This window comes from Wenjunlia tyrosinilytica (assembly GCF_014646055.1).
In the GTDB taxonomy this organism is placed as follows: Bacteria; Actinomycetota; Actinomycetes; order Streptomycetales; family Streptomycetaceae; genus Wenjunlia; species Wenjunlia tyrosinilytica.
This window is the reverse complement of the sequence record NZ_BMMS01000013.1, coordinates 83,213-109,961: the sequence shown is the minus strand read 5'-3', so window position 1 is coordinate 109,961 and position 26,749 is coordinate 83,213. Positions and strand designations below refer to the sequence as shown.

Annotated in this window: 26 protein-coding genes; 3 read left to right on the top strand and 23 right to left on the bottom strand. The window is 71.5% G+C overall.

Annotated elements, in window-relative coordinates; translation table 11 throughout:
- Positions 1–90: 90 nt before the first annotated feature.
- The 10 genes from IEY86_RS16360 to IEY86_RS16315 all read right to left on the bottom strand — a co-directional run bounded on the left by IEY86_RS16360 (position 91) and on the right by IEY86_RS16315 (position 10,945).
- The gene (locus IEY86_RS16360; protein ID WP_189132430.1) at positions 91–264 is read right to left on the bottom strand and encodes a hypothetical protein; all 174 of its coding nucleotides are present in this window, start codon (positions 262–264) and stop codon (positions 91–93) included.
- A 5-nt stretch (positions 265–269) separates the two neighbouring features.
- Positions 270–1,844: a bifunctional lysylphosphatidylglycerol synthetase/lysine--tRNA ligase LysX gene (gene lysX / locus IEY86_RS16355; protein WP_189132429.1), complete on the bottom strand. Its 1,575-nt coding sequence runs from the start codon at positions 1,842–1,844 to the stop codon at positions 270–272.
- Between the two features lie 313 nt (positions 1,845–2,157).
- Entirely contained in the window at positions 2,158–2,970 is an 813-nt protein-coding gene (locus IEY86_RS16350; RefSeq protein WP_229698485.1) for a hypothetical protein, read from the bottom strand.
- A gap of 225 nt (positions 2,971–3,195) precedes the next feature.
- Positions 3,196–3,993 carry a type III pantothenate kinase gene (locus IEY86_RS16345; protein WP_189132428.1) on the bottom strand — a complete coding sequence of 266 codons (798 nt, stop codon included), beginning with the start codon at positions 3,991–3,993 and terminating at the stop codon, positions 3,196–3,198.
- Between the two features lie 212 nt (positions 3,994–4,205).
- Complete coding sequence (gene nadC / locus IEY86_RS16340; RefSeq protein WP_189132427.1) at positions 4,206–5,231, bottom strand: carboxylating nicotinate-nucleotide diphosphorylase; 1,026 nt, start codon at positions 5,229–5,231, stop codon at positions 4,206–4,208.
- Positions 5,228–7,000: an L-aspartate oxidase gene (locus IEY86_RS16335; protein ID WP_189132426.1), complete on the bottom strand. Its 1,773-nt coding sequence runs from the start codon at positions 6,998–7,000 to the stop codon at positions 5,228–5,230. Before IEY86_RS16335 ends, nadC begins: the two co-directional genes overlap by 4 nt.
- Positions 6,993–7,931, bottom strand: a complete 939-nt coding sequence (panC, locus tag IEY86_RS16330; RefSeq protein WP_189132425.1) for a pantoate--beta-alanine ligase — start codon at positions 7,929–7,931, stop codon at positions 6,993–6,995. The genes IEY86_RS16335 and panC overlap by 8 nt, the downstream gene beginning before the upstream one ends.
- The gene (locus IEY86_RS16325) at positions 7,931–8,872 is read right to left on the bottom strand and encodes a Rossmann-like and DUF2520 domain-containing protein (RefSeq protein WP_229698484.1); all 942 of its coding nucleotides are present in this window, start codon (positions 8,870–8,872) and stop codon (positions 7,931–7,933) included. Before IEY86_RS16325 ends, panC begins: the two co-directional genes overlap by 1 nt.
- Before the next feature lie 104 nt (positions 8,873–8,976).
- Positions 8,977–9,663: a response regulator gene (locus IEY86_RS16320; RefSeq protein WP_189132424.1), complete on the bottom strand. Its 687-nt coding sequence runs from the start codon at positions 9,661–9,663 to the stop codon at positions 8,977–8,979.
- Between the two features lie 73 nt (positions 9,664–9,736).
- Positions 9,737–10,945 carry a sensor histidine kinase gene (locus tag IEY86_RS16315; RefSeq protein ID WP_189132423.1) on the bottom strand — a complete coding sequence of 403 codons (1,209 nt, stop codon included), beginning with the start codon at positions 10,943–10,945 and terminating at the stop codon, positions 9,737–9,739.
- Positions 10,946–11,048: 103 nt separating this feature from the next.
- Between IEY86_RS16315 and IEY86_RS16310 the strand changes: the two genes are divergently transcribed.
- Complete coding sequence (locus IEY86_RS16310; RefSeq protein WP_189132422.1) at positions 11,049–12,050, top strand: SAM-dependent methyltransferase; 1,002 nt, start codon at positions 11,049–11,051, stop codon at positions 12,048–12,050.
- Between the two features lie 84 nt (positions 12,051–12,134).
- On the opposite strand, the gene IEY86_RS16305 is transcribed toward IEY86_RS16310, so the two are convergent.
- Entirely contained in the window at positions 12,135–13,520 is a 1,386-nt protein-coding gene (locus IEY86_RS16305; RefSeq protein ID WP_189132421.1) for a PH domain-containing protein, read from the bottom strand.
- Complete coding sequence (locus tag IEY86_RS16300) at positions 13,520–14,005, bottom strand: PH domain-containing protein (protein WP_189132420.1); 486 nt, start codon at positions 14,003–14,005, stop codon at positions 13,520–13,522. The genes IEY86_RS16305 and IEY86_RS16300 overlap by 1 nt, the downstream gene beginning before the upstream one ends.
- 45 nt (positions 14,006–14,050) lie before the next feature.
- On the opposite strand from IEY86_RS16300, the gene IEY86_RS16295 reads away from it, so the two are divergent.
- A complete protein-coding gene (locus IEY86_RS16295; RefSeq protein ID WP_189132419.1) occupies positions 14,051–15,193 on the top strand; it encodes an NADH-quinone oxidoreductase subunit D in 1,143 nt (380 codons plus the stop codon).
- 148 nt (positions 15,194–15,341) lie between these two features.
- Here the strand turns inward: IEY86_RS16295 and IEY86_RS16290 are convergent, their stop codons facing one another.
- The 4 genes from IEY86_RS16290 to IEY86_RS16275 all read right to left on the bottom strand — a co-directional run bounded on the left by IEY86_RS16290 (position 15,342) and on the right by IEY86_RS16275 (position 19,227).
- Positions 15,342–16,397 (bottom strand): hypothetical protein, encoded by a 1,056-nt coding sequence (locus tag IEY86_RS16290; protein ID WP_189132418.1) that lies wholly within the window; start codon positions 16,395–16,397, stop codon positions 15,342–15,344.
- A gap of 238 nt (positions 16,398–16,635) precedes the next feature.
- Positions 16,636–17,610 (bottom strand): ABC transporter substrate-binding protein, encoded by a 975-nt coding sequence (locus IEY86_RS16285; RefSeq protein ID WP_189132417.1) that lies wholly within the window; start codon positions 17,608–17,610, stop codon positions 16,636–16,638.
- Positions 17,611–17,758: 148 nt separating this feature from the next.
- On the bottom strand, positions 17,759–18,481 hold the full coding sequence (locus IEY86_RS16280; protein WP_189132416.1) for an ABC transporter permease: 723 nt from the start codon (positions 18,479–18,481) through the stop codon (positions 17,759–17,761).
- Complete coding sequence (locus IEY86_RS16275) at positions 18,478–19,227, bottom strand: ABC transporter permease (protein ID WP_189132415.1); 750 nt, start codon at positions 19,225–19,227, stop codon at positions 18,478–18,480. The genes IEY86_RS16280 and IEY86_RS16275 overlap by 4 nt, the downstream gene beginning before the upstream one ends.
- Before the next feature lie 147 nt (positions 19,228–19,374).
- Here IEY86_RS16275 and IEY86_RS16270 point away from each other — a divergent pair, with 147 nt between their 5' ends.
- Positions 19,375–20,535 (top strand): ABC transporter ATP-binding protein, encoded by a 1,161-nt coding sequence (locus IEY86_RS16270; protein ID WP_189132414.1) that lies wholly within the window; start codon positions 19,375–19,377, stop codon positions 20,533–20,535.
- Positions 20,536–20,571: 36 nt separating this feature from the next.
- Here the strand turns inward: IEY86_RS16270 and IEY86_RS16265 are convergent, their stop codons facing one another.
- From IEY86_RS16265 to ftsH, 7 genes are all read right to left on the bottom strand, one after another.
- Positions 20,572–21,060 carry a DUF3180 domain-containing protein gene (locus tag IEY86_RS16265; protein ID WP_189132413.1) on the bottom strand — a complete coding sequence of 163 codons (489 nt, stop codon included), beginning with the start codon at positions 21,058–21,060 and terminating at the stop codon, positions 20,572–20,574.
- Positions 21,061–21,103: 43 nt separating this feature from the next.
- Positions 21,104–21,688, bottom strand: a complete 585-nt coding sequence (gene folK, locus IEY86_RS16260) for a 2-amino-4-hydroxy-6-hydroxymethyldihydropteridine diphosphokinase (RefSeq protein WP_229698483.1) — start codon at positions 21,686–21,688, stop codon at positions 21,104–21,106.
- Positions 21,685–22,044, bottom strand: a complete 360-nt coding sequence (folB, locus tag IEY86_RS16255; protein WP_189132411.1) for a dihydroneopterin aldolase — start codon at positions 22,042–22,044, stop codon at positions 21,685–21,687. The genes folK and folB overlap by 4 nt, the downstream gene beginning before the upstream one ends.
- 328 nt (positions 22,045–22,372) lie before the next feature.
- Positions 22,373–22,828 carry a nuclear transport factor 2 family protein gene (locus IEY86_RS16250; protein WP_189132410.1) on the bottom strand — a complete coding sequence of 152 codons (456 nt, stop codon included), beginning with the start codon at positions 22,826–22,828 and terminating at the stop codon, positions 22,373–22,375.
- Positions 22,825–23,679, bottom strand: a complete 855-nt coding sequence (gene folP / locus IEY86_RS16245; RefSeq protein ID WP_189132409.1) for a dihydropteroate synthase — start codon at positions 23,677–23,679, stop codon at positions 22,825–22,827. Before folP ends, IEY86_RS16250 begins: the two co-directional genes overlap by 4 nt.
- Before the next feature lie 44 nt (positions 23,680–23,723).
- Positions 23,724–24,332: a GTP cyclohydrolase I FolE gene (folE, locus tag IEY86_RS16240; RefSeq protein WP_189132408.1), complete on the bottom strand. Its 609-nt coding sequence runs from the start codon at positions 24,330–24,332 to the stop codon at positions 23,724–23,726.
- A 161-nt stretch (positions 24,333–24,493) separates the two neighbouring features.
- Positions 24,494–26,530 carry an ATP-dependent zinc metalloprotease FtsH gene (gene ftsH, locus IEY86_RS16235; protein WP_189132407.1) on the bottom strand — a complete coding sequence of 679 codons (2,037 nt, stop codon included), beginning with the start codon at positions 26,528–26,530 and terminating at the stop codon, positions 24,494–24,496.
- Positions 26,531–26,749: the final 219 nt, after the last annotated feature.

Genomic DNA, 26,749 nt, shown 5'->3' with positions numbered 1-26,749 from the left:
CGATTGGGCCGTGTCACCTTCCGCCGGGGCTGCGAGCCACCGGACGAGCCGCGTGGGCGGCACGTGGGCCGTCTGTGGGGCCCGAGGAGGTTACCGCTGGGGCTGCGCCTGACGGGCGCGGTCCGCCTCCGCGAGAGCGGCGTCCACGGCGGCGTCCTCCTTGCCCTTGTTGGCGCCACCCTGGCTCTTGATGATCGCGCGGATCACGAAGGTGAAGGCCACGGCCATCACCACCGGCGGCACGAGCGCGGCGATGTAATCCACGTCTTTCACACCCCTTCGGGCTTGACGAGCGGGAACAGTACGGTCTCTCGGATGTTCTTGCCGGTCAGGAGCATGATGAGCCGGTCCACGCCCAGCCCCATGCCGCCCGTCGGGGGCATGGCGTACTCCAGGGCCCGCAGGAAGTCCTCGTCCAGCTGCATGGCCTCGGGGTCGCCCCCCGCCGCCAGCAGGGACTGGGCGGTCAGCCGGGCGCGCTGCTCGATCGGGTCGATCAGCTCGGAGTAGGCCGTCGCCAGCTCCGTCCCGAAGATCACCAGGTCCCACTTCTCGGCCACACCCGGCTGGGTGCGGTGCTGCCGGGTCAGCGGGGAGACCTCGACGGGGTAGTCCTTGATGAACGTCGGCTCGACCGCGTTCTCCTCCAGAAGGCGCTCCACCATCTCGAGCACGATCTGGCCGTGGCCCCAGTTCTTCTCGTACGGCACACCGGCCGCGTCGGCGAGCTTGCGCAGTTCCTCGACGGTGGTGTCCGGGGTGACCCCGGTGCCCAGGCGCTCGGAGATGCCGCCGTAGACGGTCACCTCCTTCCACGGCTCGGCGAGGTCGATCTCGCGCTCGTCGCCGTGGGCGTCGACGCCGCGCACGACCGTGGTGCCGAGGGCGTCCCTGGCGGCGTTGATGATGATCGCCCGGGTCAGCTCGGCCTGGGTGTTGTAGTCGCCGTAGGCCTCGTAGGACTCCAGCGCCGTGAACTCGGGGTTGTGGGTCGCGTCCGCGCCCTCGTTCCGGAAGTTCCGGTTGATCTCGAAGACCTTCTCCGTACCGCCGACCATGAGCCGCTTCAGATACAGCTCGGTGGCGATCCGCAGGTAGAGGTCGATGTCGTAGGCGTTGATGTGCGTGATGAACGGGCGGGCGTTCGCGCCGCCGTGGATCGGCTGCAGCATCGGGGTCTCGACCTCGACGAACCCCCGGCTTTCGAAGGTGGAGCGGATCGAGCGCACCACCTTGCTGCGCAGGAAGAGCAGCTCCCGCGCCTCGGGGTTCACGATCAGGTCGACGTAGCGCTGGCGCACCCGGGCCTCGGGGTCGGTCAGGCCCTTGTGCTTTTCGGGCAGCGGGCGCAGGCACTTGGCCGTGAGCTCCCAGCGGTCCACCATCACCGACAGCTCGCCGCGCTTGGAGGTGATCACCTCGCCCTCGACGCCGACGTGGTCGCCGAGGTCGATGTCACGCTTCCAGGCGCCCAGGCGCTCCTCGCCGAGCCTGTCGAGCGAGAGCATGACCTGGAGGTCGGCGGTGCCGTCGCGCAGGGTGGCGAAGCAGAGTTTGCCGCCGGTGCGGCTCAGCACGACCCGGCCGGTGACGCCCACCCGCTCACCGGTGGCGGCGTCGGGGGCGAGGTCGGGGTGCTTGGCGCGCAGGTCCGCGAGGGTGGTCGTGCGCGGGAAACCGACCGGATAGGGGTCGACACCGGCTGCGCGCAGCCGGTCCAGCTTCTCGCGCCGGATCCGCATCTGCTCCGGAAGGTCGTCGGCGGGCGCAGATTCCACGGGGCCGGAGCCCTTGCGGGAAGGGGCGTCGGCGGAGGAAGGGCGGGCGGCATTCTGCTCTGTCACGGGGACAAGGGTAACGATGCGGACGAGCGGCCCGCGAAGCGATTCCCCCGCGGGCGGCGGGGAGGGGCCCGGAGCGCGCACGCGACGGCCGTGGAAGCGGCCATGACGGGGGAGGGGACGGGGGCCAGGACGGGATGGGGACGCCGGAATGGGGGCGGGATGGGGGCAACGGAATGGGGACCTGGACAGGATGGCGACAGGGTGGGGACGGGGACCGGGACGGGATGGGATGTCGGCTGGGGCGACCGGACATGGCGACCGGACATGAAGCCGCCGCACCGGCCCCGATCCGGTGCGGCGGCGGGCCGGGTTCTCAGCCGGTGGCCAGTTCGAGCCGTTCGTCGGGCTCGGGGGGCTGCGGCTGCGAGCGGCGGCGCGGCGGGAAGATCTCGGCCGGGGTGGGGAAGCGCGGGCGCTCGCGCTCGGGCTCCTCGGGCTTGGGGCCTTGGTTTGGTTCCTCCGTCGGCTCGTCCGCGGGTTTGGGAGCGGGGCGCTTGGGGCGCGCGGGCTCGTCCGCGGCCTCGGAGGGCGCGGGGAATTCCTGGAATTCGGGGAATTCGGGGAACAGGACGTCAAGCACCTTGGACCTCCTCAGTACTCCGCCGAGCAGTGGGGTGGCCGGGACGGGAACGGGGCGGCGGGCACCGCCGAGCCGCGCCCGCACCTCCCGCTCGGCCAGGTCGTGGCAGCGGCGCAGCAGCGCGGTCCGCCGTGCGCGCTCCTCGCGGGCGCAGGGCAGCGCCCGCAGCGAGCGGAGCGCCGCCAGGTCGTCCGGGGTGGGCGGATAGCCGTCCTCGAGAGCGCGGGTGAGCCGGTCGAGGTAGCCGGGGGCGCCTCCGGGCAGGGCGTCGCGGTAGCGGCGCAGGTCGGCGAGGAGGAACGCCCGCAGCCGACCCCCCTCGCGCACCGCCTCGTCCATGGCCTCGGACAGGCGCAGGTACTCCTGGATGTCCTCGACCCGGCCGGATTCGCGCACCGGTGGGCCGCAGGGACCGTGACGGCGCGGTGCGTCGGAGGGCGCGGGGGTCTCTGTGGGGTGGAGGGCCCGTGCGAGGGCGCGCCGCAGCACGCGCAGCTCGTCCGCGCTGAACGCCATACCGCCCCTGGACCCGTGTGGCGTGGGCATGGTTCCGACTCTACGTCAAATCAGGACAAATACCGGCGAATCAGACGGCGCGTCACGATTTGCTGATCGTGTGCCCGGGGCAGTGACCAGAGCCGGGAGCGAGGACGACGAGCGGGGACGAGAGCGGGGACCAGGGTGGGGACCAAGGGGTGGGTGGGGCCCTTGGGTGGGGAGGGAGGCATGTGGTCGGCGGCGGCCCGCCTCGGGCCACCGGCGGCGGGGCGGCTAGGGCACGGAGACGTTGCGCTCGTAGACCAGCCGGAGGCCGATCAGGGTCAGCCAGGGCTCATGGACGTCGATCACCGAGGACTCACCGAGGACGAGCGGTGCCAGGCCGCCCGTGGCGATCACGGTGACCTCCTCCGGATCGTCGGCCAGTTCGGTGGCCATCCGGGTGACCACACCGTCCACCTGGCCCGCGAACCCGTAGAGGATGCCGGACTGCATCGCCTCGACGGTGTTCTTGCCGATGACGCTGCGCGGCCGGGTCAGCTCGATCTTGCGCAGCTGCGCACCGCGCGCGCCCAGCGCGTCCACCGAGATCTCGATGCCGGGCGCGATGGCCCCGCCGACGTACTCACCGCGCGCACTGACCGCGTCGAAGGTGGTGGCGGTGCCGAAGTCCACGACGATGCAGGGGCCGTTGTAGAGGTGGATGCCGGCCAGGGCGTTGATGACCCGGTCGGCGCCGACCTCCTTGGGGTTGTCGGTGAGGACCGGCACACCAGTCTTGACGCCGGGCTCGACCAGGACGGAGGGGATGTCCCCGTAGTAGCGCCGGGTGACCTCGCGCAGCTCGTGCAGCACGGAGGGGACCGTGGAGCAGATGGAAATGCCGTCGATGCCGTCCCCGAGCTCCTCGCCGAGCAGCGGGTGCATGCCCATCAGGCCCTGGAGCAGCACCGCCAGTTCGTCGGCGGTCCGCCGGGCCTCGGTGGAGATCCGCCAGTGCTCGACGATGTCCTCACCGTCGAAGAGGCCGAGCACGGTGTGGGTGTTGCCAACGTCGATGGTCAGGAGCATGGGAAGGACCGCTTCCGGTCGGTCTCGCGGAGACGGGCCACCTCTGGGGTGGTGGGCGGGCAGACGGGCAGGCGGGTGTTGCCAAGGTCGATGGTCAGGAGCATGGGAAGGACCGCTTCCGGTCGGTCTCGCGGAGACGGGCCACCTCTGGGGTGGTGGGCGGGGAGACGGGCGGGCGGGTGTTGCCCACGTCGATGGTCAGCAGCATGGGGTCAGTCCACCGTGCGCAGGTCGAGGCCGATGTCCAGGATCGGCGAGGAGTGCGTGAGGGCGCCCACGGCCAGGTAGTCCACGCCGGTCTCGGCGTAGGCGCGGGCATTGTCCAGGGACAGGCGGCCGCTGGACTCCAGGATCGCGCGGCCGGCGACGAGTTCGACGGCCTCGCGGGTCTGCTCGGGTGTGAAGTTGTCCAGCAGGATCAGGTCCGCGCCCTCGGCCAGGATCGGGGGGATCTGGTCCAGTCGGTCCACCTCGACCTCGACGGGGAGGTCGGGGAACTCCTCGCGCACCGCCTTGAACGCCTCGGCGATCCCGCCCGCCGCGATCACGTGGTTGTCCTTGACCAGCGCCGCGTCGGACAGCGACATACGGTGGTTGACGCCGCCGCCGCAGCGGACCGCGTACTTCTCCAGCGCGCGCAGGCCGGGGGTCGTCTTGCGGGTGTCGCGCACCTTCGCCTTCGTCCCCTCCAGGACGTCCGCCCAGGCGCGGGTGGCGGTGGCGATGCCGGACAGGCGGCACAGCAGGTTCAGCGCGCTGCGCTCACCGGTCAGCAGGTCACGGGTGCGGGTGGTCACGGACAGCAGCACCTGCCCGGCCTCGACCCGCTCGCCGTCCTCGACGTGCCGCTCCACCTCGAACTCGTCCGTGCACACCACCGACAGGATCGCCTCGGCTATGTGCAGACCGGCGACCGTTCCGGTCTCGCGGGCAGTGAAGTCGCCCGTGCTGACGGCGTCCTCGGGGACGGTGGCGACGCTGGTGACGTCCACCCCGTGGTCGAGGTCCTCCTCGATCGCCATGTGCGCGATGTCCTCGACCAGGACGGGGTCCAGGTCCGCCTCGGCCAGCAGCCGCGCCAGGTCCGGGTCGAGGCCGCACTCGAGGGCGCTGAGCTCGGTGTCGTCGCCGAAGTCCCCGCAGCCGCACGCGTCGCCGCAGCCGCCGCCCCCGCTCGACGGGGCACCGATCCGGAGCAGCGGAAGGTCCACTGGCTGGGGGCGGTCGGAGGTACTCACTGGAGCTCCTTGGAAACCTGGGAGGTGGAAGGGGCGGTCGCGGCGGGCGTGGTGGAGGTTACCGCCGGAAAGGTCTCGGAGGCGGTGATCGTCGAGGACAGACCGCCCACAGGAGTGAGCCGCGTGACGATGTGGCGGTGCCAGTTGTCGTCGTCGCGCTCGGGCCGGTCCTCGCGCCAGTGGCAGCCCCGGGTCTCCTCCCGCATGGACGCGGCGGCCACGAGGACGCTCGCGACCAGGTGGAGGTTGGCGGCCTCCCAGGTCTCTACGCACGGCTGGGCGGTCTTGCCGTCACGCCGAAGGTCCTCCCGCGCCTGCTCGGCGATGCGGCGCAGTCCGTCGGCTGCCTTGCTGAGGCTGTCGGCGCTGCGGAGCACCCCGGCGCCCGCGGTCATGATCCGCTGGATCTCGTAGCGGACGGGCGCCTCGGGCAGCGGCGCCTCGGCGGTCGGCCCGGCGGCGGTCGGTCCGGCGGGCGCCGGCTCACCCGGACGGAGGGTGCCGTCGTCGAGACCGTTGACGATGTCGGCGGCGATGCGCTCGGCGAAGACGAGGCCTTCGAGCAGGGAGTTGGAGGCGAGCCGGTTGGCCCCGTGCACACCCGTGCAGGCGACCTCCCCGCACGCGTACAGCCCGGCGACGGTGGTGCGGCCGCGCAGGTCGGTGCGGACGCCACCGCTGGCGTAGTGGGCGGCGGGCGCCACGGGGATCGGCTCGGTCACCGGGTCGATGCCGTGCGAGCGGCACGCGGCCAGGATCGTCGGGAAGCGCTCCTCCCACATCCGTGCGCCGAAGTGCCGGGCATCCAGGTACATGTGCTCGGCGCCCGTCTCCAGCATCCGCCGCATGATGCCCTTGGCCACGATGTCACGCGGCGCCAGCTCGGCGAGCTCGTGCTGCCCCACCATGAACCGGACCCCGTCGGCGTCCACCAGGTGGGCGCCCTCGCCGCGCACGGCCTCCGACACGAGCGGCTGCTGACCCTCGGCGCCGGCGCCGAGGAAGAGCACCGTGGGGTGGAACTGCACGAACTCCAGGTCCGAGACCTCCGCCCCCGCGCGCAGCGCCAGAGCGACGCCGTCCCCGGTGGAGACGGCGGGGTTGGTGGTCGCGGAGAACACCTGGCCCATACCGCCCGTGGCCAGGACCACGGCGCGGGCACGGACCGCGCCGACACCGTCGCGCTGGCCCTCGCCCATCACATGGAGGGTGACCCCGGCGGTGCGGCCGTCGGCGTCGGTGAGCAGGTCCAGGACGAGGGCGTTCTCGATCGTCTCGATCCCCGCGGCGCGCACCGCCTCGACCAGCGCCCTGGAGATCTCCGCGCCCGTGGCGTCACCGCCCGCGTGGGCGATACGGCGGCGGTGGTGGCCGCCCTCGCGGGTGAGCAGGATCGCCCCGTCCTCGCCCGTGTCGAACGTGGCCCCGGTGGCGATCAGGCGCCGCACCGCGTCCGGCCCCTCGGTCACCAGGGTCCGGACCGCCTCCTCGTCGCACAGGCCCGCGCCCGCCACGAGGGTGTCGGACAGGTGCTGCGCGGGGGTGTCGCCCTCACCGAGCGCGGCGGCGATCCCGCCCTGCGCCCAGCGGGTGGAACCGTCGTCCAGCAGCGCCTTGGTGACGATGAGCACCTTCGCGCCCTCGGCGGCGCAGCGCAGGGCGGCGGTGAGCCCGGCGACTCCGGAGCCGATGACGACGACGTCCGCCCGGGCGGCCCAGCCGTGCGCGGGAGCGTTGAGCCGCAGGGGTATCGCGGGAGTGTCAGGCATCGTGGCGCCGTCCGGGTCCTTGGGGTCCGAGAGTCACGGGGGTGTTGTCTATGAGCCGGGTGGCGCCGACCCTCGCGGCAACGGCGAGCACGGCGTCTCCGCTGTGGTCGCCCGTGACGTCCGTGAAGTCCCGCGGGTCGACGAGGGCGAGGTAGTCGACGGTGATGCCGGACTCCTCGTCCAGCACCTCGCGGGCGGCGGCGCGCACGGCGTCGGGCCCGCCCGCGTCCGTTCCGGCCGAAGCCCCCGCCTCGGCGGCGCCGCGGCCCTCGGCGGCGTCCCGGCCCGCGAACAGGGCGCGGGACAGGGCCAGCGCGCTCTCGCGCTCCCGCGCGGACAGGTAGCGGTTGCGGCTGGACAGCGCCAGGCCGTCGGGCTCGCGGACGGTGGGGACGCCGACGATCTCGACGGGCAGGTCGAGGTCGGTGGCCATCCGCCGGATCAGCGCGAGCTGCTGGCCGTCCTTCTGTCCGTAGAAGGCGAGGTCGGGGCTGGTGAGATGGAGGAGCTTGGAGACCACGGTGAGCATGCCGTCGAAGTGCCCGGGGCGGTGCGCGCCCTCCAGCCGCTCTCCCATCGGGCCCGCGCAGATGCGCACCTGCGGCTCACCGTCCGGGTAGATCTCGGAGGCGGCGGGGGCGAAGACGATGTCCGCGCCCGCCTGCCCCGCCAGCGCGAGGTCGGCGTCCAGGGTGCGCGGGTAGCGGTCCAGGTCCTCGCCGGGACCGAACTGCAAGGGGTTGACGAAGACGGTCACGACGACCCTGCCCACGTGCCCGACGCGCTCGCGGGCGCTCCTGATGAGCGTGGCATGGCCTTCGTGCAGGGCGCCCATGGTCATCACGACGGCCGTGTCGCCGCCGGACCGTGCGCGGCCCAGCAGGCCGCCCAGCTCTTCCTTCGTCCGCGCCAGAACCAGCTCCCCGGCCATCAGCGTGCCCCTCCGTCCGCCAGCACTTCCAGCAGGTCTTGGGCCAGCTCCGGCTTCAGCATGCCGTTGGCCAGCGCTCGGTCGGCGGTGGCGCGGGCCATCGCCAGATAGGAGCTCAGCGCCTGCGGCGAGACGCGGCGCAGCTCCTCCACATGGGCGGCGACGGTCCCCGCGTCGCCGCGGGCGACCGGGCCGGTCAGGGCCGCGTCACCGGATCTGAGGGCGTTGTCGAGGGCGGCGCCGAGCAGGGGGCCCAGCATGCGGCCGGGCGCGGCGACACCCGCCTCGGAAAGCAGCTCCATCGACTGGGCGACGAGGGTGACGAGGTGGTTGGCGCCATGGGCGAGGGCCGCGTGGTAGAGCGGGCGCCTGTCCTCCTCGATCCACTCGGGTTCGCCGCCCATCTCCACCACGAGCGCCTCGGCCGCGAGCCGCAGCTGCTCGGGGGCGGTGACCCCGAAGGGGCACCCGGCGAGCCTGGCGACGTCGACCGAGGTGCCGGTGAACGTCATGGCGGGGTGCAGGGCGAGCGGCAGGGCGCCCGCGCGCAGGGCGGGTTCGAGGACGCCGACGCCGAAGCGGCCCGAGGTGTGCACCACGATCTGTCCGGGCCGCACCGCCCCCGTGGAGGCGAGGCCCGAGACCAGATCGGGAAGGGCGTCGTCCGGCACGGTCAGCAGGACCAGATCGGACCTGGCCATGACCTCAGCGGGCTCGACCAGGGGCACATCGGGCAGGAGTTCGTCGGCCCGGCGGCGGGAGGCGTCGGAGACCCCCGACGCGGCTACGGGGCGGTGCCCGGCGAGCTTGAGCGCGGCGGCGAGCGCGGGCCCCACCCGGCCCGCGCCGACGACACCGACATCGAGCCTTGCGGGCCGGTCGCCGGCGCTTCTCGGCGGTCGGCCGCCGGACGGCCTCGGGGACCCGGGAATGGCGTTCACCTCAGTCTGACCTTCCGTTCCAGTCCGCGAGGGGTACCGGACGTCTCAGGTCCCCATCGTACGGAGCGCGGGCGGAGGGCGGTGCCCTGGGCGGGCACGGCGCGTCAGCGAGCGCCTCCGGCCTGGACCAGCCCGGTCTCGTAGGCGAGGACGACGGCCTGGACGCGGTCGCGCAGGCCCAGTTTGGTCAGGATGCGGCCGACGTGGGTCTTCACGGTGGCCTCGGACAGCACCAGCTTCCTGGCGATCTCCCCGTTGGACAGGCCCTGGGCGACGAGCATGAGCACCTCCCGCTCCCGCTCGGTGAGCCGTCCCAGCTCGGGGCGTTCTGGCTCCTTGGAGCTGGGCAGCATCGGGGCGAAGCGGTCCAGCAGGCGGCGGGTCGTCGTCGGCGCGACCACGGCGTCGCCGGAGTGCACGGAGCGGATCGCGGCCAGCAGCTCACCGGGCGGGACGTCCTTGAGCATGAAGCCGCTCGCCCCCGCCTTGAGCGCGGAGAACGCGTACTCGTCGAGGTCGAAGGTGGTGAGGATCAGCACCCGCGGCCCCGGCCGCTCCGGATCGCCCCCGTGCCCGTCGCATATCGCCCGGGTGGCCTCCACCCCGTCCATGCGCGGCATCCGCACATCCATCAGCACGACGTCCACGGCGGTGGAACGCAGCACCTCCAGGGCCTCGGCGCCGTTTCCGGCCTCGGCGACGACCTCCATGTCGGGCTGGGCCTGCAGCACCATACGGAAACCGGTGCGCAGCAACACCTGGTCGTCGACGAGCATCACGCGGATCGTCATGGGACTCGGAACTCCTGTCGTGGTTCGGATCGCGGCGGTCGGCGAGGGGGTCGGGCGGCGGCTCGGCGGGGGTTCAGCGGATGGCCTTCAAGGGGAGCACGGCGGTGATCCGGAAGCCCCCGCCCGGCCGCGGCCCGGCGTCCAGGGTGCCGCCGACCATGCCTATCCGCTCCCGCATGCCGATCAGGCCGTGACCGAGGCCGTCGGCCCCGCCCGCGCTGTAGAGCGCGTGCTCCGCGCCCCTGCCGTCGTCCTCGATGAGCATGCCGAGATCGGCGTCTCCGTAGGTCAGGCGGACCATGGCGCGCGCCGCCGGGCCACCGTGCTTGCGGGTGTTGGTGAGCGCCTCCTGAACGATCCGGTAGGCGGTCAGCTCCACGCCCTTGGGCAGGGGGCGGGGGGCTCCGTCCACCTGGAAGTTCACCGGCAGCCCGGCACCGCGGCACTGCTCGACGAGGTCGGTGAGCTGGTCCACGCCGGGCTGCGGGACGTACTCGCCGCCGTCGCCGTCGGAGGATCTCAGCACGCCGAGCAGGCGCCGCATCTCCGCCAGGGCCTGGCGGCCGGTGGAGGAGATGGTCTCGAGCGCCTGCTTGGCCTGGTCGGGGGAGGCGTCGAGAACGTAGGCGGCACCGTCCGCCTGAACGATCATGACCGAGACGTTGTGCGCCACCACGTCGTGGAGCTCGCGGGCGATGCGGGCCCGCTCGGCGGCGACGGCCACCTTGGACTGCGCCTCGCGCTCGCGCTCCAGCCGCGCGGCCCGCTCCTCCAGCTCGGCGTAGTACGCGCGGCGGGTGCGGAAGGAGTCGCCCAGCACCCACGCGAGGGCGAAGGGGATGGTCATCACGACCGTCTGGAAGACGGACTGGACGAGGGTGGCGTGTACGCCGTCCGGGCCGTTGGGCCAGCGAAGGGTGGCGATGGTGGAGGCGGCCAGGCCGCCGACGAGCGCGATCCGCGAGTACTTGCGGTTGTCACCGCTGGCGACGGTATTGATGATCATCAGCATCGCGAAGTCGCCCGCGTTGGGCTGGACGTCGAGCACGAGTTGGCCGAGCCCCAGCGCCATCGCCAGCAGGAGCATCTTCTCGGGACAGCGACGCCGCAGCGTCACCACGAGGGTCTGGGCGACGGCGATGGGGATCCAGCCCCACCATGTCCCCTTGCCCTGGCTGTACAAGCCGATGCCGGAGAGCGCCGACGCACCGAAGAGGAGGACGGCCCAGAAGGCGTCCACTCCGGTGGGGTGCTTGCGGATGAAGGCGTAGAGACGTTGCACGTAACCCAGAGTAGGCAAGGAAGACACGTCCCGGGGTCAACCGGTAGAGCGATCCCGCCTACTCCCCAGGTCGGAGAGGTGTGACCAGTACTGTAATCCAACGATGAACGAATGGACCGGCTGGCGGGCCGCGACCGAGCGGGCGCTCTACGGCGAACAGGGCTTCTTCCGGCGCGCGGAGGGCCCGGCCGGGCACTTCCGCACCTCGGTGCACGCGTCCCCGCTGTTCGCGGGAGCGGTGGCGGAGCTGGTGCGCCGCGTGGACGCGGCACTGGGGCGGCCGACCGTGCTGGATGTGGTGGACGTCGGCGCCGGGCGCGGGGAGCTGGCGCTCGGCCTGGTGAAAGCGCTGGGGGGCCTGGACGGGCGGCTGCGGGTGCACGCGGTGGAGCGGGCGGACCGCCCGGCGGGGCTGGACCCGCGGGTCAGGTGGACGGCCCGGGTTCCGGAGTCGGTGACCGGTCTGGTCTTCGCCAACGAATGGCTGGACAACGTTCCGGTGGAGATCGCGGAGGTGGACCCGGAGGGCATTCCCCGGGTGGTCGAGGTCGCGGGGGACGGCGAGGAGCGCCTGGGCGGGGTGGTCCTCGGCGAGGACGCCCGGTGGCTCCGGCGGTGGTGGCCCCTGGAGGAGCCGGGCACGCGGGCGGAGATCGGCCTGCCGAGGGACGAGGCCTGGGCGCGGACGGTGGGCACCCTGCGCCGGGGCCTGGCGGTGGCGGTGGACTACGCCCACGACCGTGGCTCCCGCCCGCCGTTCGGCACACTGGCGGGATACCGGGAAGGCCGGGAGGTCCGCCCGGTCCCGGACGGCTCCTGCGACCTGACGGCCCACGTGGCCCTGGACGCCTGCGCGTCGGCCGCGGCGGCGCGGGCCCGGGAGACGACCCTGACCACGCAGCGCTCGGCCCTCCACGCTGTGGGCATCTCGGGCACCCGCCCCCCACTGTCCCTGGCGACGTCGGACCCGGCGGCCTACGTCCGCGCCCTGGCCGGCGCGGGCGAGGCGGCGGAGCTGACGTCGTCCTCGGGCCTGGGCGCGTTCGGCTGGCTGATGCAGAGCGTGGGGATGGAGATCCCGGAGGAGTTCGGGGCGCGGGCGTAGTCGGGTGCCGCGCTGAGCCGCGGGCCCCTCGCACGCGGGCCCGGCGCGCCCCTCGCACGCGGGCCCGGCGCGGGCCGCGCTCGCTCAGTTCGGGGGAACCAGGCCGTCCTTCTCCGAGGGACGGTCCGGGGGCCGGCCGTCGGTTCCGGGGTCGGGCCGACCCTCCCTCGAGTCGTCCGGGGCCGGGGCGGGGACCGGGGTGGACATCCAGCGTTCCGGGAGGGCGTTGCGGCGGCCGATCCTGCTGCGTTCGGATTGGGCGGAGACGATGCGGTCCGCCTCCTCGGCATCGCGGTGGGAAGCCGTCAGGGTGGAGCCCGCGGCCGCGTCGAGGTGGACGCTCGCCAGGCCGAGGCCGCGCTGCCAAGGCCCCTGCGTGCGGCGCACGCTCTGGACCTTCGCGTGAGGCATCACACTGACCGTGCGGCCCAGCACACCGTGCCGCACCACGAAGACGTCCCCGTCCGCCCCGCACGCCAGCCCCCGCCACCACAGAGGCGCACGCCATCGCGCGCGCCTGGGCACCGGGCGGGTCAGCACCGCGGCGATGTCCACCCCCGGCAGGATCCTCGCCGCCGTGCCCAGCGCCACCTCCCTCGGGGCCACGGGCAACAGCACGTTGTTGCGACTGCCCGCCACGGCCATGTGGACCCGCATCCAGTCGCGCCCGCGCCACAGCAGGGGCTGCTGGAAGCACAGCGACTGCACCCGCCCCGGCGGCACCGTCTCGTGGGACCGGTCCAGCAGGCCGTAGTCGATCCGCAGCCCGTCCGGCGACTCGGCGACGGTCCAGCCGAACTCGCGCATGTACTTCAGGAATGTCACCCGCGCCGCCGTGGCCAGGGCGGGCACGGCGAACAGCACCAGGAGCCAGTTGCCGGAGAGCAGCGCCGGGATCAGCGCCAGCGCGAGCGATCCGATCACGGCCCACCACGTGGTGAGCTTGAGCCCGATGGAGACCATCAGTTCCTTCGGCGGGACCTTCACCAGTTCCCGCTCCGGAGCCTCACCGCTGTCCGGCGCCACCCCGGCCGCCCGTGCCAGCAGCTCCGAGCGCAGCTCGCGCGCGTCCCGCTCCGTCAGGTAGGCGAGCTCGTCCTTGCCGCCCGCGAGGTCGAGCTGGAGCTTGGCCACTCCCAGCAGCCGCCCGACGAGCGGGCGGTTGATGTCCACGGCCTGGAGGCGGTCGATACGGAAGTGCTTGGTGCGGCGGAACAGCACCCCGGTGGCGACCCGCAGCTCCGTCTCGTCGATCCGGTAGCTGGTGAACCACCACGAGGTGAATCCGTAGCCGAACGCCGCCAGCGCCAGCGCCAGCAGCGCGGCCAGCCCCCAGACGGTGGACAGGGCGTCGCGGTACTCCTCGGCCTGGTGGAGGTCGTGCAGGAAGGCCGCGGCGACTCCCGCGAGCACCGCCCACGCCCTGCGCCAGGGCGTGATGGGATGGAGCCTGCGGAATTCCTTGGCCATCACAGACCCGCCGAGCGGGCCTCGCCCAACGCCGTCAGCCGGTCTCTCAGCCGCGCCGCCTCCTGCGGCAGCAGGCCGGGTATGCGGGCGTCCGTCGCCGCGGCGGCGGTGTGCAGGACGACGGCCGCGATCCCGAACCGCCGCTCCAGCGGCCCCGAGACGACCTCCACGAGCTGCATCCGCCCGTAGGGCACCACCGTGAGAGTGCGTCGCAGCACACCGTGCCGCAGCAGCAGATCGTCCTCGCGCTCGGCGTAACCCCACGAGCTCCAGTTCCGCCCCAGCGCCCGCCACCACCACGCGGTCACGGCCAGGGGAACGAGCACGAGCGCGGCCCATCCCGGCCCCGCCAGCCCGGCGAGCAGCGCGCCCACCACCGCGGTCGCCGGAACGGCCACCGCCAGCAGGAGCAGTCGCCGCATGCGCAGCAGCACATCAGGAAGGCCCGTCCAGTGCGCTCCAGGAGGTGCGAATGCGGCATCCATGCGGCCACCATAGGGCCGCGACCCGGCAGTGGCAGACTTAACGCCATGACGGAGACGACAGTCGGCATCGGCGGGGCCGCGGACACCACTGACATGGTGCTGAACATCGGCCCCCAGCACCCTTCGACCCATGGGGTGCTGCGGCTCCGGCTCGTCCTGGACGGCGAGCGGATCATCAGCGCGGAGCCGGTGATCGGCTATATGCACCGGGGCGCGGAGAAGCTCTTCGAGGCTCGTGACTACCGGCAGATCATCATGCTCGCCAACCGCCACGACTGGCTGTCGGCGTTCTGCAACGAGCTCGGCGTGGTCCTGGCCGTCGAGCGCATGATCGGCATGGAGGTGCCCGAGCGCGCGGTGTGGACGCGCACGCTCCTGGCCGAACTGAACCGGGTGCTCAACCACCTGATGTTCCTCGGGTCCTATCCGCTCGAGCTCGGCGGCATCACCCCGATCTTCTACGCATTCACCGAGCGCGAGAAGCTCCAGCACCTCATGGAGGAGGTCTCGGGCGGCCGGATGCACTACATGTTCAACCGCGTCGGAGGCCTCAAGGAGGATCTGCCCAACGGCTGGACCGGCCGCGCCCGCGCCACCGTCGCCGAGGTCCGCGCGCACATGGACCGCCTCGACGACCTGGTCATGGGCAATGAGATCTTCCGCGGCCGCACCCGCGGCGTCGGCGTCCTGCCCCCCGAGACCGTGCACGCCTACGGGGTCAGCGGACCCATCGCCCGCGGCTCCGGCGTCGACTTCGACCTGCGCCGCGACGAGCCCTATCTGGCGTACGGCGAGCTGGGGGACGTGCTGAAGGTGGTGACGCGGACCGAGGGCGACTGCCTGGCCCGCTTCGAATGCCTGCTGGAGCAGACGCACAACTCCCTGGACATCGCCGACGCCTGCCTGGCCCGCCTCGCGGAGCTGCCGCCCGGCCCGATCAACCAGCGGCTGCCGAAGGTCCTCAAGGCACCCGAGGGCCACACCTACGCCTGGACCGAGAACCCCCTGGGCCTCAACGGGTACTACCTGGTCTCCAAGGGCGACAAGACGCCGTGGCGGATGAAGCTGCGCTCCGCCTCCTTCAACAACATCCAGGTGCTGACCGAGCTCCTGCCCGGCACGCTCGTCGCCGACATGGTGGCGATCCTCGGGTCGATGTTCTTCGTCGTCGGCGACGTCGACAAGTGACGTCCACAAGTGACGTCGACAAGTGACGGCGCGCGTACGAGCGCGCGGGCGGCGCGTGGTCCGCGGCAACGGCAACGGCAACGAGCGCAACAGCCCCGAGCACTGCGACCACGATCACGGGGGGGCACTGGCGCTGGGACCGCCGGCTCTACGACAGAGCGCGCAGCTCCCGCACGTCGATGGTCTCCGTCTCGTCGTGCTCGGTGAGGTCGATGAGGGACGCCTCGGCCCGGCTGATCTCCTCGCCGACGACGTCGGCGAGGTCCTCCTCCTCGATGCGCGGCGACTTGCCGCTCGTCAGCTCCCCCGCCGGGCGGGCGGCGGCGGGCAGTGCCCGCTGGGTGCCGAAGTAGTCGAAGCCGGGCTCGGGCGACCTTGTGCGCCGCCCGCGCTGGGCCGACGGCGGAACGATGGCCACGGCCGTGTTGACGGGGGCCTGCGGACGGGTCGGCCGGAGCGCGTCCGCACCGATGCCCTGTTCGCCCGCGGACTCACGCGTGTCCTCGCTCCCGGACGGCGGCTCCGCCTCGGAGGGCGAACCGGCCTGCGGCTGCCCGCCGACGGGAGCCCCGGACGACGCCGACGCCCCGGACGCCTCGGACATGGCCTCGATGTCGGCCGAATCCGCCTCGGACTCCGCGCGGGAGTGCTGCTCGGCGACGGCGCTCTGCACCGCGGCATTGTGCTCGAGCGCGTTGAGGGCCGCGTTGGCCTTGAGGAACGCGGACGGGGACAGCGGGGACGCCGAGGGCCCCGGGCCCAGCGCCAGCCGCACCGACTCCAAAGCGGTCGCCCGATCCGCCTCGGCGGTCGCGTAGCGCCTCAGCAGGCCGGCGTGCTCGCCCCGCAGCTTGGCCAGTTCGGAGCGTTTGCCATTGAGCTTGCGCGCGTAGCGGGCGCGGATCTCGCGGAACTCCTCCAAATCGCACTCCAGCTCCGCGATCCGCTCGTCGTAGCGGAACTCGTCGCGGGTGCGCAGGGTCTGAAGCCGACTCAGCTCCAGTTCTGCGGCGCGGTCCCGCTCACGCACCAGGACCGCGCCTGTGCAGGCGGCGGCCGCTGCCGCCGCCACGAACACGCGGAGCACCAGCGGATCGGCGATGAGCCAGGCGCCACCGGCGCAGGTGGTAGCCAGCGCTGCAGCCGACAGCGAGGGAAGGTACCTGCGCAGCGTCGATGAGTTGCGGTGTCGTCCACGTGGCATGGCCTGAAATTTAGCGTGCAAAAGGGGCCTGTGGGGGATGGCGGCCCATTCGAAACACGACTATTACACCACGCGTTCGATTGGACACCCTCCGTTAAACGGAGGCGTCCTCCCCCACAGGCCCGGCCCCTCGCTCAGGCCCACGCTCAGGCACTCGGCCGGCCCCTCACTGAGGCCCTGGACGGGCCTCGGATCGGGTCATGGGATCAAGCCAGGGATCAAATCCAGGGCGCGGGCGTCAGATCAGGCCCTTGCTCTGCAGGTACTCCTTGGCGACGTCCGCCGGCTTCTGCCGCTCGCCGTCGACCTTCTTGTTCAGCTCGGTCAGATCCGCGGTGGTGAGGGCCTTGGTGAGCTTCTCGAGGTGGGCGGCGATCTTGGCGCTGCCCGCGTCCTTGGCGTTGACGACCGCCACGATGTTGTCGGCGTTCTGCAGCTTCTTGTCGTCCTCGAGCACCACCAGGCCGAACTGGTCGAGCGTCGCGTCGGTCGTCGTGGTCAGCACCAGCTGGTCCGTGCCGTCCTTGACCGCCTGCTTGGCCTGCGGGGTGCCGACGCCCTTGGGGTCGACCTGCGTGATGTCGATGCCGTAGGTCTTCTCCAGACCCGGCTGGCAGAACGGCCGCTTGGGGCATTCGTCGCCCGCCGCCAGCTTGATCTTCAGCTTGGACTTGCCCAGGTCCGAGAGGGTCTTGAGGTGGTGCTTGTCGGCGAACTCCTTCTGCACCGCGAACGCGTTCTGGTCCACGGCCTGCCCGGCCGCCAGTACCCGCAGACCGCGCGGCTCGGTGAGCTTGCGCAGTTCGTTCATCGTGACGTTGACGTCGGGCGAGGCGACGGGCTTGGCGTTGGGCCCATTGGCCTTGCCATTGAGGAATTCGGCGAGGGTGGCGGCGTACTCCGGGGTGATGTCGATCTGGCCCTTCTCCAGGGCGGGCTCGAGGAGTTCGCGGGTGGCGGCCTTCTGGATCGACGTCTTGTAGCCGTCCTTGCTCAGAATCTGCGCGTACAGCTCGGCCAGGATGGCGCTCTCGGTGAATCCGGCGGAGCCGATCACCAGATCGCCCTTCTCGCCGCTGCCGCCCGACGAGCCGCCCTTCTTCTCCAGGTCGTCACCGCCGCCGCATCCGGCCAGGGTCAGCGCCAGGGCGATGCCTGCCGCCACCGCGACCGCGCCGCGCCTTCTCGCTGTACCGGCTGTGATTGCGCTCATGCTCAAGTCACCATTCATTTCGAGGTCTTCGGTAGTTCCACGCCTGCGCGGTGCCACGTCTTCGTGATTCCCCGCGGATGGACAGGACTGGCGAAAAGCGGGCTGCGCCCGAGGGAATCCCCGACGGGCTCCGGCGGGCACCCGTGGATCACGCGGGCGCATCGGCCGGGGCTGCGCCCGCCGGGCCGCTACAGACCGCGGTCCGGCGCCTGCGGCGGCGCGCCGGATCCAGCAGCCACTGGCCGCCCACGAAGAGGGCTTCGACGAGCAGGGCGAGCACGGCCACGAGGACGGCGCCCGCGAAGACCTGCGGGGTGTCGAAGTTGGAGAAGCCCGCGGTGATGATTCTTCCGAGCCCTCCGCCGCCGGGGATGGCTGCGACCGTCGCGGTGGCCACGACCTGCACGGCCGCCGAACGCACGCCGGTCATGATCAGCGGCATGGCCAGCGGAAGCTCGACCCGCCACAGCATCTGGCCGCCGGTCATCCCCATGCCGCGCGCCGCCTGCACGACATCGCGGTCCACCTCGCGCATCCCCACATAGGTGTTGGTCAGCAGCGGGGGGACGGCGAACAGCACGAGCGCGAGGATGGTCGGCCACTGCGAGCCCGTGCCGAGCAGTATCAGGAGCAGGACGAGGACGGCGAAGGTGGGCACGGCCCGGCCGACATTGGAGACGTTGATCGCCAGGGTGCCTCCCTTGCCGAGGTGCCCGAGGGCGAGCCCGATCGGCAGGGCGACGGCGCAGGAGATCAGCATGCAGACCACGGTGAGGAACAGATGCTCGCCCAGCCGGTTCCACACCCCGTCGACACCCGACCAGTGCGAACTCGTGGTCAGCCAGCTCCAGGCTCCGGTGATCTTGTTCACGGCATCGCCTCGACGGTCGTGGCGCGGCGCCGGAAGCGCGACTGCTTTCCGGCGTTCGCCCATGGGGTCAGCAGGCGCTGCACTCCCAGCAGGAGAAGGTCGGCGGTGATCGCGATGACGACGCACAGCACGGAGGCGGTGAGCACCTCGGCCTTGAACAGGCTCTGATTCCCCTCGTAGATCAGATTGCCCAGACCGCCGTGGTCGATGATCCCGCCGATGGTGACCAGGGAGATCGTGGAGACCGTGGCGATCCGCAGCCCGGCGAAGATCGTCGGCAGCGCCAGCCGCACCTCGACACCGAGCAGGAGCCGCAGCGGCCCGTAGCCCATGCCGCGCGCGGCCTCGCGGACGTCCTCGGGCACCCCTTGCAGGCCCGCGAGGATGTTGCGCACCAGGATCGTCAGTGAGTAGAGCACCAGGCCCGTCACGGTGACCGACGCCGCCAGCCCCAGGAAGGGCACCAGGATCGAGAACATCGCCAGCGACGGGATCGTGTAGAGGATCGTGGTGACGCCCAGCACGGGACCGGCGCTCGCGCGCCAGCGCCGGGCGACCAGCGCGAGCGGGAAGGCCAGGAGGAGGCCGATCAGCACCGACACCGAGGACAGCTGCAAATGCTGCACGGTGGCGTCGATCAACTCCTGCTTGCGCGAGCGCACATATTCGGGGCAGACCCACTCATTGGTGACGAGGCAGTTGCCGGAGGCGGCGAGAGGACGCGCCGAGGCGGAAGCGAGGACCACGCGGCACCACCTCCCCGTGTGTTCGGATGCCGTTCGGCTCGTGAAAGCCAGAGACTAGCGTGCGGCACCGACAACCGCCCGAAGCGGTCACGGTACGGTCGACGACAACGCCGCCCTCCGGGGCCCAGCCGCACCCTATGGGGAACGATGATCCGGTTCGAGCACGTGACGAAGCGCTACCCGGACGGCACCACCGCCGTGGACGACCTGTCCTTCGAGGTCGCCGAGGGCGAACTGGTCACCCTGGTGGGGCCCTCGGGCTGCGGCAAGACCACGACGATGAAGATGGTCAACCGCCTCATCGAGCCCACCTCGGGCCGGATCCTCCTCGACGGGGAGGACATCGCGACGGTCGACCCGGTGCGCCTGCGCCGCCGCATCGGATACGTGATCCAGCAGGTCGGACTCTTCCCGCACAAGACGGTCCTGGACAACACCGCCACCGTTCCGGCCCTGCTCGGCTGGAAGCGCGCCAAGGCCCGCGCCCGCGCCGCGGAACTGCTGGACCTCGTCGGGCTCGACCCCGGGACGTTCGGCGACCGCTACCCCGAACAGCTCTCCGGCGGCCAGCGCCAGCGCGTCGGCGTGGCCAGGGCGCTCGCCGCCGACCCGCCCGTCCTCCTGATGGACGAGCCCTTCGGCGCCGTGGACCCGGTGGTGCGCGAGCGGCTGCAGAGCGAGTTCCTCAGGCTCCAGGCCGCCGTCCGCAAGACTGTGCTCTTCGTCACACACGACATCGAGGAGGCCGTGCGGCTCGGCGACCGGATAGCCGTCTACGGGGAGGGCAGGATCGAGCAGTTCGACCCGCCCGCCACCGTCCTCGGTGCTCCCGCCACCCCCTACGTAGCGGACTTCGTGGGCGCGGACCGGGGTCTGAAGCGGCTGTCGGTCACCGAGATCCAGAGCGGGGACCTCGAGCAGCCGCCCGTGGTGCGGATCGAGGACCCCGTCGCCGCGACCGTCGAGCGGCTCGACGCCGAGGGCGCCCGCTGGGCCGTCGTCCTCGACCGCGACGGCACTCTGCACGGCTGGGTCTCCGCCGACGCCCTGCGCGGCGCCACGGTCAAGACCGTTGGCGAGCAGGCGCGCCGTATGGAGGCATGGCTGCCCGTCGGCTCCAATCTCAAGCAGGCGTTCAGCGTCATGCTCCAGCACGACGCCGGATGGATAGCCGTCGTCGACGGGGAGCGCTTCCTCGGGGTCCTGACCCCCGCCCGCCTGCACGAGGCGCTGCGCCGCTCCATCGACGCCGACACCGAGGGCGTCAGCCGCGCCGAGGTGGAGTTCGACTCGATCAGCGCCATCTGAGCCGGCCCGCCCGAGCCGGTCGGACGCGAGGGACGCTCACGCCGGCGCGGTGGCCTCGGGGTCGTCCGAGTCGTGGTCGTCCGGGAGGCGGCACACCCGCTCCAGGAAGAGCGCGGCCACCACCACCCCGATCCCCGCGAGCACCGCGAAGCCCGCGTACACCGCCTGGTCCCGGCGGGCGGGCACATCCAGATCGCGGAGCAGGAAGACCCCCGCTCCGCCGTAGATCCCGGAGACCAGCGCGGCCACGAGCGCGCTCGCCTGCCCGAAGACCACGGCGCGGGCGGCCACCAGGGGATCCACGCCCTTGGCGTCGGGCTCCCGCTCGCGCTGGGCCTTGAGCCGGGCGCGCAGCGAGAGGGCCGTCGCCGCCAGGACCACCGCGATGATCGCCAGCACGATGGGGGCGGCGACCGGCACCTTGGGCAGTGTGCCGAGTGAGTCCCACAGCCCGGCCGCGCCCCAGGACAGGACGCCCGCGACGACGGCGAGCCCGATCAGCACCCTCACTCGAAGCTGCTTCACCGCTGGGGGCTCCTTAGCTCTCGCGACACCTGTTCCGGCGACCCTACTCGGGCAGTCTCAACTCGATGTCCTCGCGGGGGGTGACACCGCCGCGGCCGACGCCCTCGAGCAGCTTCGCCACCGGGCCGAGGCCCGGCAGTTCGGCGTCCGGGTCCACGTCGTGCCACGGTGCGAGAACGAAGGCCCGCTGGTGTGCCCGCGGGTGAGGCAGCGTGAGCAGGGGGTCGTCGGAGACGATGTCCTGGTAGGCCACGATGTCGACGTCGATCGTGCGGGCGCCCCATCGCTCGGTGCGCACACGGTGGAACGCCTCCTCGATCGCGCCCGCCCGCTCCAGGAGCGAGGACGGCGGCAGCGTGGTCTTGATCAGCACCACGGCGTTGAAGTAGTTCGGCTGGTCCTCCACGCCCCACGGCGCGGTCTCGTAGACCGGGGAGACGGCCTTCACCCGCAGCCCGGGGGTGTCCTCCAGGGCGTCGACCGCGCCCTGGATGGTCTCCAGGCGGTTGCCGAGGTTGCTCCCGAGGGAGACCACGGCGCGCTTGGGGTTGTGCAAGGTGGTGTCGGCCGCGTCGACCTGCCGCTCGACGGCGGCCGGTACCGGCTGGGTGGTCGGATCCGAGCTCATGCGCGCCTCCGGGTGATCGTGACGGTCACGTCGTCGAACGGGACGGTGATGGGGGCGTCCGGCTTGTGCACGGTCACCTCCACTTCCTGCACCGGGTCGTGCTTCAGGCATGCCTGGGCGATGCGCTCGGCCAAGGTCTCGATGAGGTTCACCGGCTCGCCCTCGACGACCGCGACGACTTCTTCGGCGAGGAGGCCGTAGTGCGCGGTCCTGCCCAGGTCGTCGTCTGCCGCGGCCGGCCGAGTGTCCAGGCCGAGCACCAGGTCCACGACGAAGGTCTGGCCTTCGGCGCGCTCCCTGGGGAACACCCCGTGGTGCCCGCGCGCCTTCAGGCCGCGCAGCGCGACACGGTCCACGAGATACCTCCTGCTGTCCTTCTGCTGTCCTTGTCGTCGCCCGAGCCCTTGCCCGAGCCACCGTCCCGGCCGTTCTCCGAGCGGGCGTGCTCGGGCGAGCCCGCGAGGGCCCACCCACACTCGAATCTACCTGCGAATACCGACAGTTCCGACTGCCCCAGCAGCTCCGCAAAAGCGGGCATTGAAGGGCCGATCACCCCGCCCGCGGAGCCATGAGCACGCCCGCACGTGGCCGCCTTACCCGCCTGCCACAAGGTCCACGCATGCCCGCACCGGGTGTTGGCTCGATCGGGTGACCGAATGAGAGTGGGGTCCACCACACGTCGGATCAACCGACCGCGGTGTCGCCCGATTCCCCGTCCTCGTCGCCCTCGCCGTCGGCCATCACGGGCGAGCCGTGATGGGACCACAGCTTCCAGCCGCCAGGTGTGCGGCGGAACACATTCGTCGCCACCACCAGGCCGCCCACCAGCGGCCCCGTGGAGCCGTCCTCCTCCGCCGGACCGCCGCTGAGGATGTTCTCCGTGCACGTGACCAGCGCGGTCTCACCGAGGACGGCGACCTCCACGTCGGTGAGGAAGAACTGGATGTACTCGGTGTTGGCCATGATCAACGCGTATGAGCGCAGCACCTCGGCCCGTCCGCGCAGGACCGGCCACCCCGGGTGGACGCAGCTGACCTCGTCGTCGAGCCACAGGGCCGACATCCGGTCCAGGTCACCGCTCTCGATGGCCTCGTAGAACTCCGTGTTCGCCAGCTCGACGCCGTCGGCGGCCTCGGTCACCGCGCTCCCCCGACGGCCCTGGCCACCCGCACCGCGTCCGCCGACGCCGCCACCTCGTGGACCCGCACCGCCCAGGCGCCGTCACGGGCCGCCAGAGCGGAGACGGCGGCTGTCGCGGCGTCCCGCTGCCGCGCGGGCGGTGGAGCACCCTCCTCGCCGGCCAGCACGCGCCCCAGGAACCTCTTGCGCGACGCCGCCACCAGCAGGGGCCGTCCCAGCTCGTGCAGGCGGTCCAGATGCGCCACGAGCGCAAGATCGTGCTGCGCCTCCTTGGCGAAGCCGAGCCCCGGGTCGATGATCACCCTTTCGGGATCCACTCCCCCGGCCACCACGGCCTCGAAACGGGTGCGCAGCTCCGCGAGCACCTCGCCGACCACGTCCGCGTAGACCGCTCTGCTGTTCATGTCGAGGCTCTGCCCACGCCAGTGCATGACCACGAACGGCACCTCGGCCGCTGCCACCACCGGCACCATCGCCTCGTCGGCGAGCCCGCCGCTGACGTCGTTGACGAGGCGCGCCCCGGCCTCGACCGCCTTCTCGGCGACAACGGCCCGCATCGTGTCGACGCTCACCACGACCCCGGCCGCGGCCAGACGCCGCACCACGGGCACCACCCGCCGCAGCTCCTCGGCCTCGTCCACGCGGGTGGCGCCGGGCCGGGTCGACTCCCCGCCCACATCCACGATGTCCGCTCCCGCGGCCACCAGGTCGAGCCCGTGCTTCACGGCGACATCCGTGTCGAACCAGTGCCCGCCGTCGGAGAACGAGTCGGGCGTGACGTTCACCACACCCATCACCGCGCACCGGTCGTAGTCGTCCAGACCGGCCACCCGGCCGCGCGTCGTCGTCATGCCGTCCAGGGTAGGCGGTGGGGACCAGCCGGGTTCACCAGGAGCTACTTGGCCATTATCAGGCTCATCGCCTCGGCCCGGGTGGCCGCGTCGCGCAGCTGCCCCCGCACGGCGGACGTCGTGGTCTTGGCGCCGGGCTTGCGGATGCCCCGCAGGGACATGCACATGTGCTCGCACTCGATGACGACGATGACACCGCGCGCCTCGAGGATCGTCATCAGCGAGTCGGCGATCTGCGTGGTGAGTCGTTCCTGCACCTGCGGGCGGCGGGCGTAGACATCGACCAGGCGGGCCAGCTTGGACAGGCCGGTGATCTTGCCGGACGTCGCCGGGATGTAGCCGACGTGCGCGACTCCCACGAACGGCAGCAGGTGGTGCTCGCAGGTGCTGAAGACCTCGATGTCCTTGACGAGCACCATCTCGTCGTGGCCGAGGTCGAACGTCGTGGTCAGCACCTCTTCCGGCTCCTGCCAGAGCCCCGCGAATATCTCCTTGTAGGCGCGGGCCACTCGTGCCGGAGTCTCGCGCAGGCCCTCGCGGTCCGGGTTCTCGCCGACGGCGATCAGCAGTTCCCGCACGGCGTTCTCGGCGCGCTTCTCGTCGAACTCGCCGATGGCGCCCTCGTGGCCGTCCAACGTCACCGGGTTCGTCATGTACTGCCTCTTCCTGTGGAGCATGTTGCTGTGGGGCACGCCGTTCACGGAGCGAAAAGCGGAGATGCCGAAAAAGCGGAGATGCCGCACCCCAGGCTAACGCTGGGGCGCGGCATCCCTTCAGCCGCTGCGACCTCAGGAGGTCACGGGTCAGGCACCGGTCAGTTGCCGTCCGACTGCTCTTCGGCGGTCTTCGGGAGCTGGACCGTGTCCGTCGGCGTGCTGCCGTTGCTCGCCGTGCCCGCGCCATTGGTGAGCGCGAGCTCCTTCGGCGAGAGCACCGGGGGCCGCGTCGACGGGGTGCGGTGCGAGGAACCCGTCCACGCCGGGCGGCTGGGACGCTTGACGACGGGCTTGAAGATCTCGGCGATCTGCTCCTTGTTCAGCGTCTCCTTCTCCAGGAGGGCCAGAACGAGGTTGTCGAGGACGTCACGGTTCTCGACAAGGATCTCCCACGCCTCGTTGTGCGCGGTCTCGATCAGCTTCTTGACCTCTTCGTCCACCAGTGCGGCGACCTCTTCCGAGTAGTCGCGCTGGTGAGCCATCTCACGGCCGAGGAAGGGCTCCGCGTTGTCCGTGCCGAACTTGATCGCGCCGAGCCGCTCGGTCATGCCGTACTGCGTGACCATGGCCCGCGCGGTCGCGGTGGCCTTCTCGATGTCGTTCGCCGCGCCCGTGGTCGGGTCGTGGAAGACGAGCTCCTCGGCCGCGCGCCCGCCCAGCATGTAGGCGAGCTGGTCCAGCATCTCGTTGCGCGTCGTGGAGTACTTGTCCTCGTCCGGCAGGACCATCGTGTAGCCGAGGGCCCGGCCGCGCGACAGGATGGTGATCTTGTGCACCGGGTCGCTGTTCGGCGAGGCGGCGGCCACCAGGGCGTGTCCGCCCTCGTGGTACGCGGTGATCTTCTTTTCCTTGTCGCTCATGATCCGGGTCCGCTTCTGCGGTCCGGCCACGACACGGTCGATCGCCTCGTCGAGGGTGAAGTTGTCCACCAGCTTCTTGTCCGAGCGGGCGGTGAGCAGCGCTGCCTCGTTGAGGACGTTGCTCAGGTCCGCGCCGGTGAAGCCGGGGGTGCGCCGGGCCACGGCCTCGAGGTCGACGTCCGGGGCGATCGGCTTGCCCTTCTGGTGGACCTTGAGGATCGCCAGGCGGCCCTGCATGTCGGGGCGCTCGACGGCGATCTGCCGGTCGAAGCGGCCCGGACGCAGCAGCGCGGGGTCGAGGATGTCGGGGCGGTTCGTGGCGGCGATCAGGATGACGCCGCCCTTCACGTCGAAGCCGTCCATCTCGACGAGCAGCTGGTTCAGGGTCTGCTCGCGCTCGTCGTGGCCGCCGCCGAGGCCCGCGCCGCGGTGCCGGCCGACGGCGTCGATCTCGTCGACGAACACGATCGCCGGGGCGTTCGCCTTGGCCTGCTCGAACAGGTCGCGGACCCGGGAGGCACCGACACCGACGAACATCTCGACGAAGTCGGAACCCGAGATCGAATAGAAGGGGACACCCGCCTCGCCCGCGACAGCACGCGCGAGCAGGGTCTTACCGGTGCCGGGCGGCCCGTACAGCAGCACACCCTTGGGGATCTTGGCTCCGACGGCCTGGAACTTGGCCGGCTCCTGGAGGAACTCCTTGATCTCCTGGAGTTCCTCGACGGCCTCGTCGGCGCCCGCGACGTCGGAGAACGTCGTCTTCGGCGTGTCCTTGGTGATCAGCTTGGCCTTGGACTTCCCGAAGTTCATGACTCGGGAGCCGCCGCCCTGCATCTGATTCATCAGGAACAGGAACACGATCACGATCAGGACGAACGGGAGCAGCGAGAGCAGGATCCCGACGAAGGGGTTCTGCTTCGACGGCGCGACGGTGTACCCGTCGGTGATCCTCGCGTTCGGGTCCTTGGCCTGGTACTTCGTCTGAAGATCCCGGGCAAGGGCGACGCCCTGGTCCCCGATGTACGAGGCCTTGATCTTGTCGCTGCCCTTGATCTTCACGCCGGGCTTGAGCTGGACCTTGATGACCTGCTCGTCGCCGGTGGTCAGCTCTGCGGATTTGACCCTGTTGTCATTGATCGCCTTGACGACCTCGCCGGTGTCCACCGTCTTGTAGCCGCCAGAGCTCTGGACGACCTGCATCAACACGATCACAGCGAGGACGGCCAGCACGATCCACATGACCGGCCCACGGAAGTAGCGCTTCACGTCCATCCATGCGGGGCGATGTATCCGCCCCGTCCCTCCTGCCAGATTGAGAGGCCCCCGGGTCGCTCGGCATCTGCCGTAACCCCGGGAGCACCAGTTATTTGTCGGACGGTACCCCAGCCATTGTGACCCGAAGCGGACCCGACCGTTAACAAACTCGTCTTCCCCTGCTCCAACGAGGGGAAACCGACCGGTGTTCCCAGGGGTGAAAGGGGCGGGACCAAA

Coding starts and splice junctions, on each gene's coding strand:
- IEY86_RS16285 (WP_189132417.1), bottom strand. CDS start 17,610: ATGAGCGCAATCACAGCCGGTACAGCGAGAAGGCGCGGCGCGGTCGCG.
- IEY86_RS16320 (WP_189132424.1), bottom strand. CDS start 9,663: ATGACGATCCGCGTGATGCTCGTCGACGACCAGGTGTTGCTGCGCACC.
- IEY86_RS16290 (WP_189132418.1), bottom strand. CDS start 16,397: ATGCCACGTGGACGACACCGCAACTCATCGACGCTGCGCAGGTACCTT.
- folP (WP_189132409.1), bottom strand. CDS start 23,679: ATGACGACGACGCGCGGCCGGGTGGCCGGTCTGGACGACTACGACCGG.
- panC (WP_189132425.1), bottom strand. CDS start 7,931: ATGGCCGGGGAGCTGGTTCTGGCGCGGACGAAGGAAGAGCTGGGCGGC.
- IEY86_RS16310 (WP_189132422.1), top strand. CDS start 11,049: ATGAACGAATGGACCGGCTGGCGGGCCGCGACCGAGCGGGCGCTCTAC.
- IEY86_RS16345 (WP_189132428.1), bottom strand. CDS start 3,993: ATGCTCCTGACCATCGACGTTGGCAACACCCACACCGTGCTCGGCCTC.
- IEY86_RS16305 (WP_189132421.1), bottom strand. CDS start 13,520: ATGGCCAAGGAATTCCGCAGGCTCCATCCCATCACGCCCTGGCGCAGG.
- folE (WP_189132408.1), bottom strand. CDS start 24,332: ATGACGAACCCGGTGACGTTGGACGGCCACGAGGGCGCCATCGGCGAG.
- IEY86_RS16350 (WP_229698485.1), bottom strand. CDS start 2,970: ATGCCCACGCCACACGGGTCCAGGGGCGGTATGGCGTTCAGCGCGGAC.
- ftsH (WP_189132407.1), bottom strand. CDS start 26,530: ATGGACGTGAAGCGCTACTTCCGTGGGCCGGTCATGTGGATCGTGCTG.
- IEY86_RS16300 (WP_189132420.1), bottom strand. CDS start 14,005: ATGGATGCCGCATTCGCACCTCCTGGAGCGCACTGGACGGGCCTTCCT.
- IEY86_RS16270 (WP_189132414.1), top strand. CDS start 19,375: ATGATCCGGTTCGAGCACGTGACGAAGCGCTACCCGGACGGCACCACC.
- IEY86_RS16335 (WP_189132426.1), bottom strand. CDS start 7,000: ATGCCTGACACTCCCGCGATACCCCTGCGGCTCAACGCTCCCGCGCAC.
- folK (WP_229698483.1), bottom strand. CDS start 21,688: ATGAGCTCGGATCCGACCACCCAGCCGGTACCGGCCGCCGTCGAGCGG.
- IEY86_RS16295 (WP_189132419.1), top strand. CDS start 14,051: ATGACGGAGACGACAGTCGGCATCGGCGGGGCCGCGGACACCACTGAC.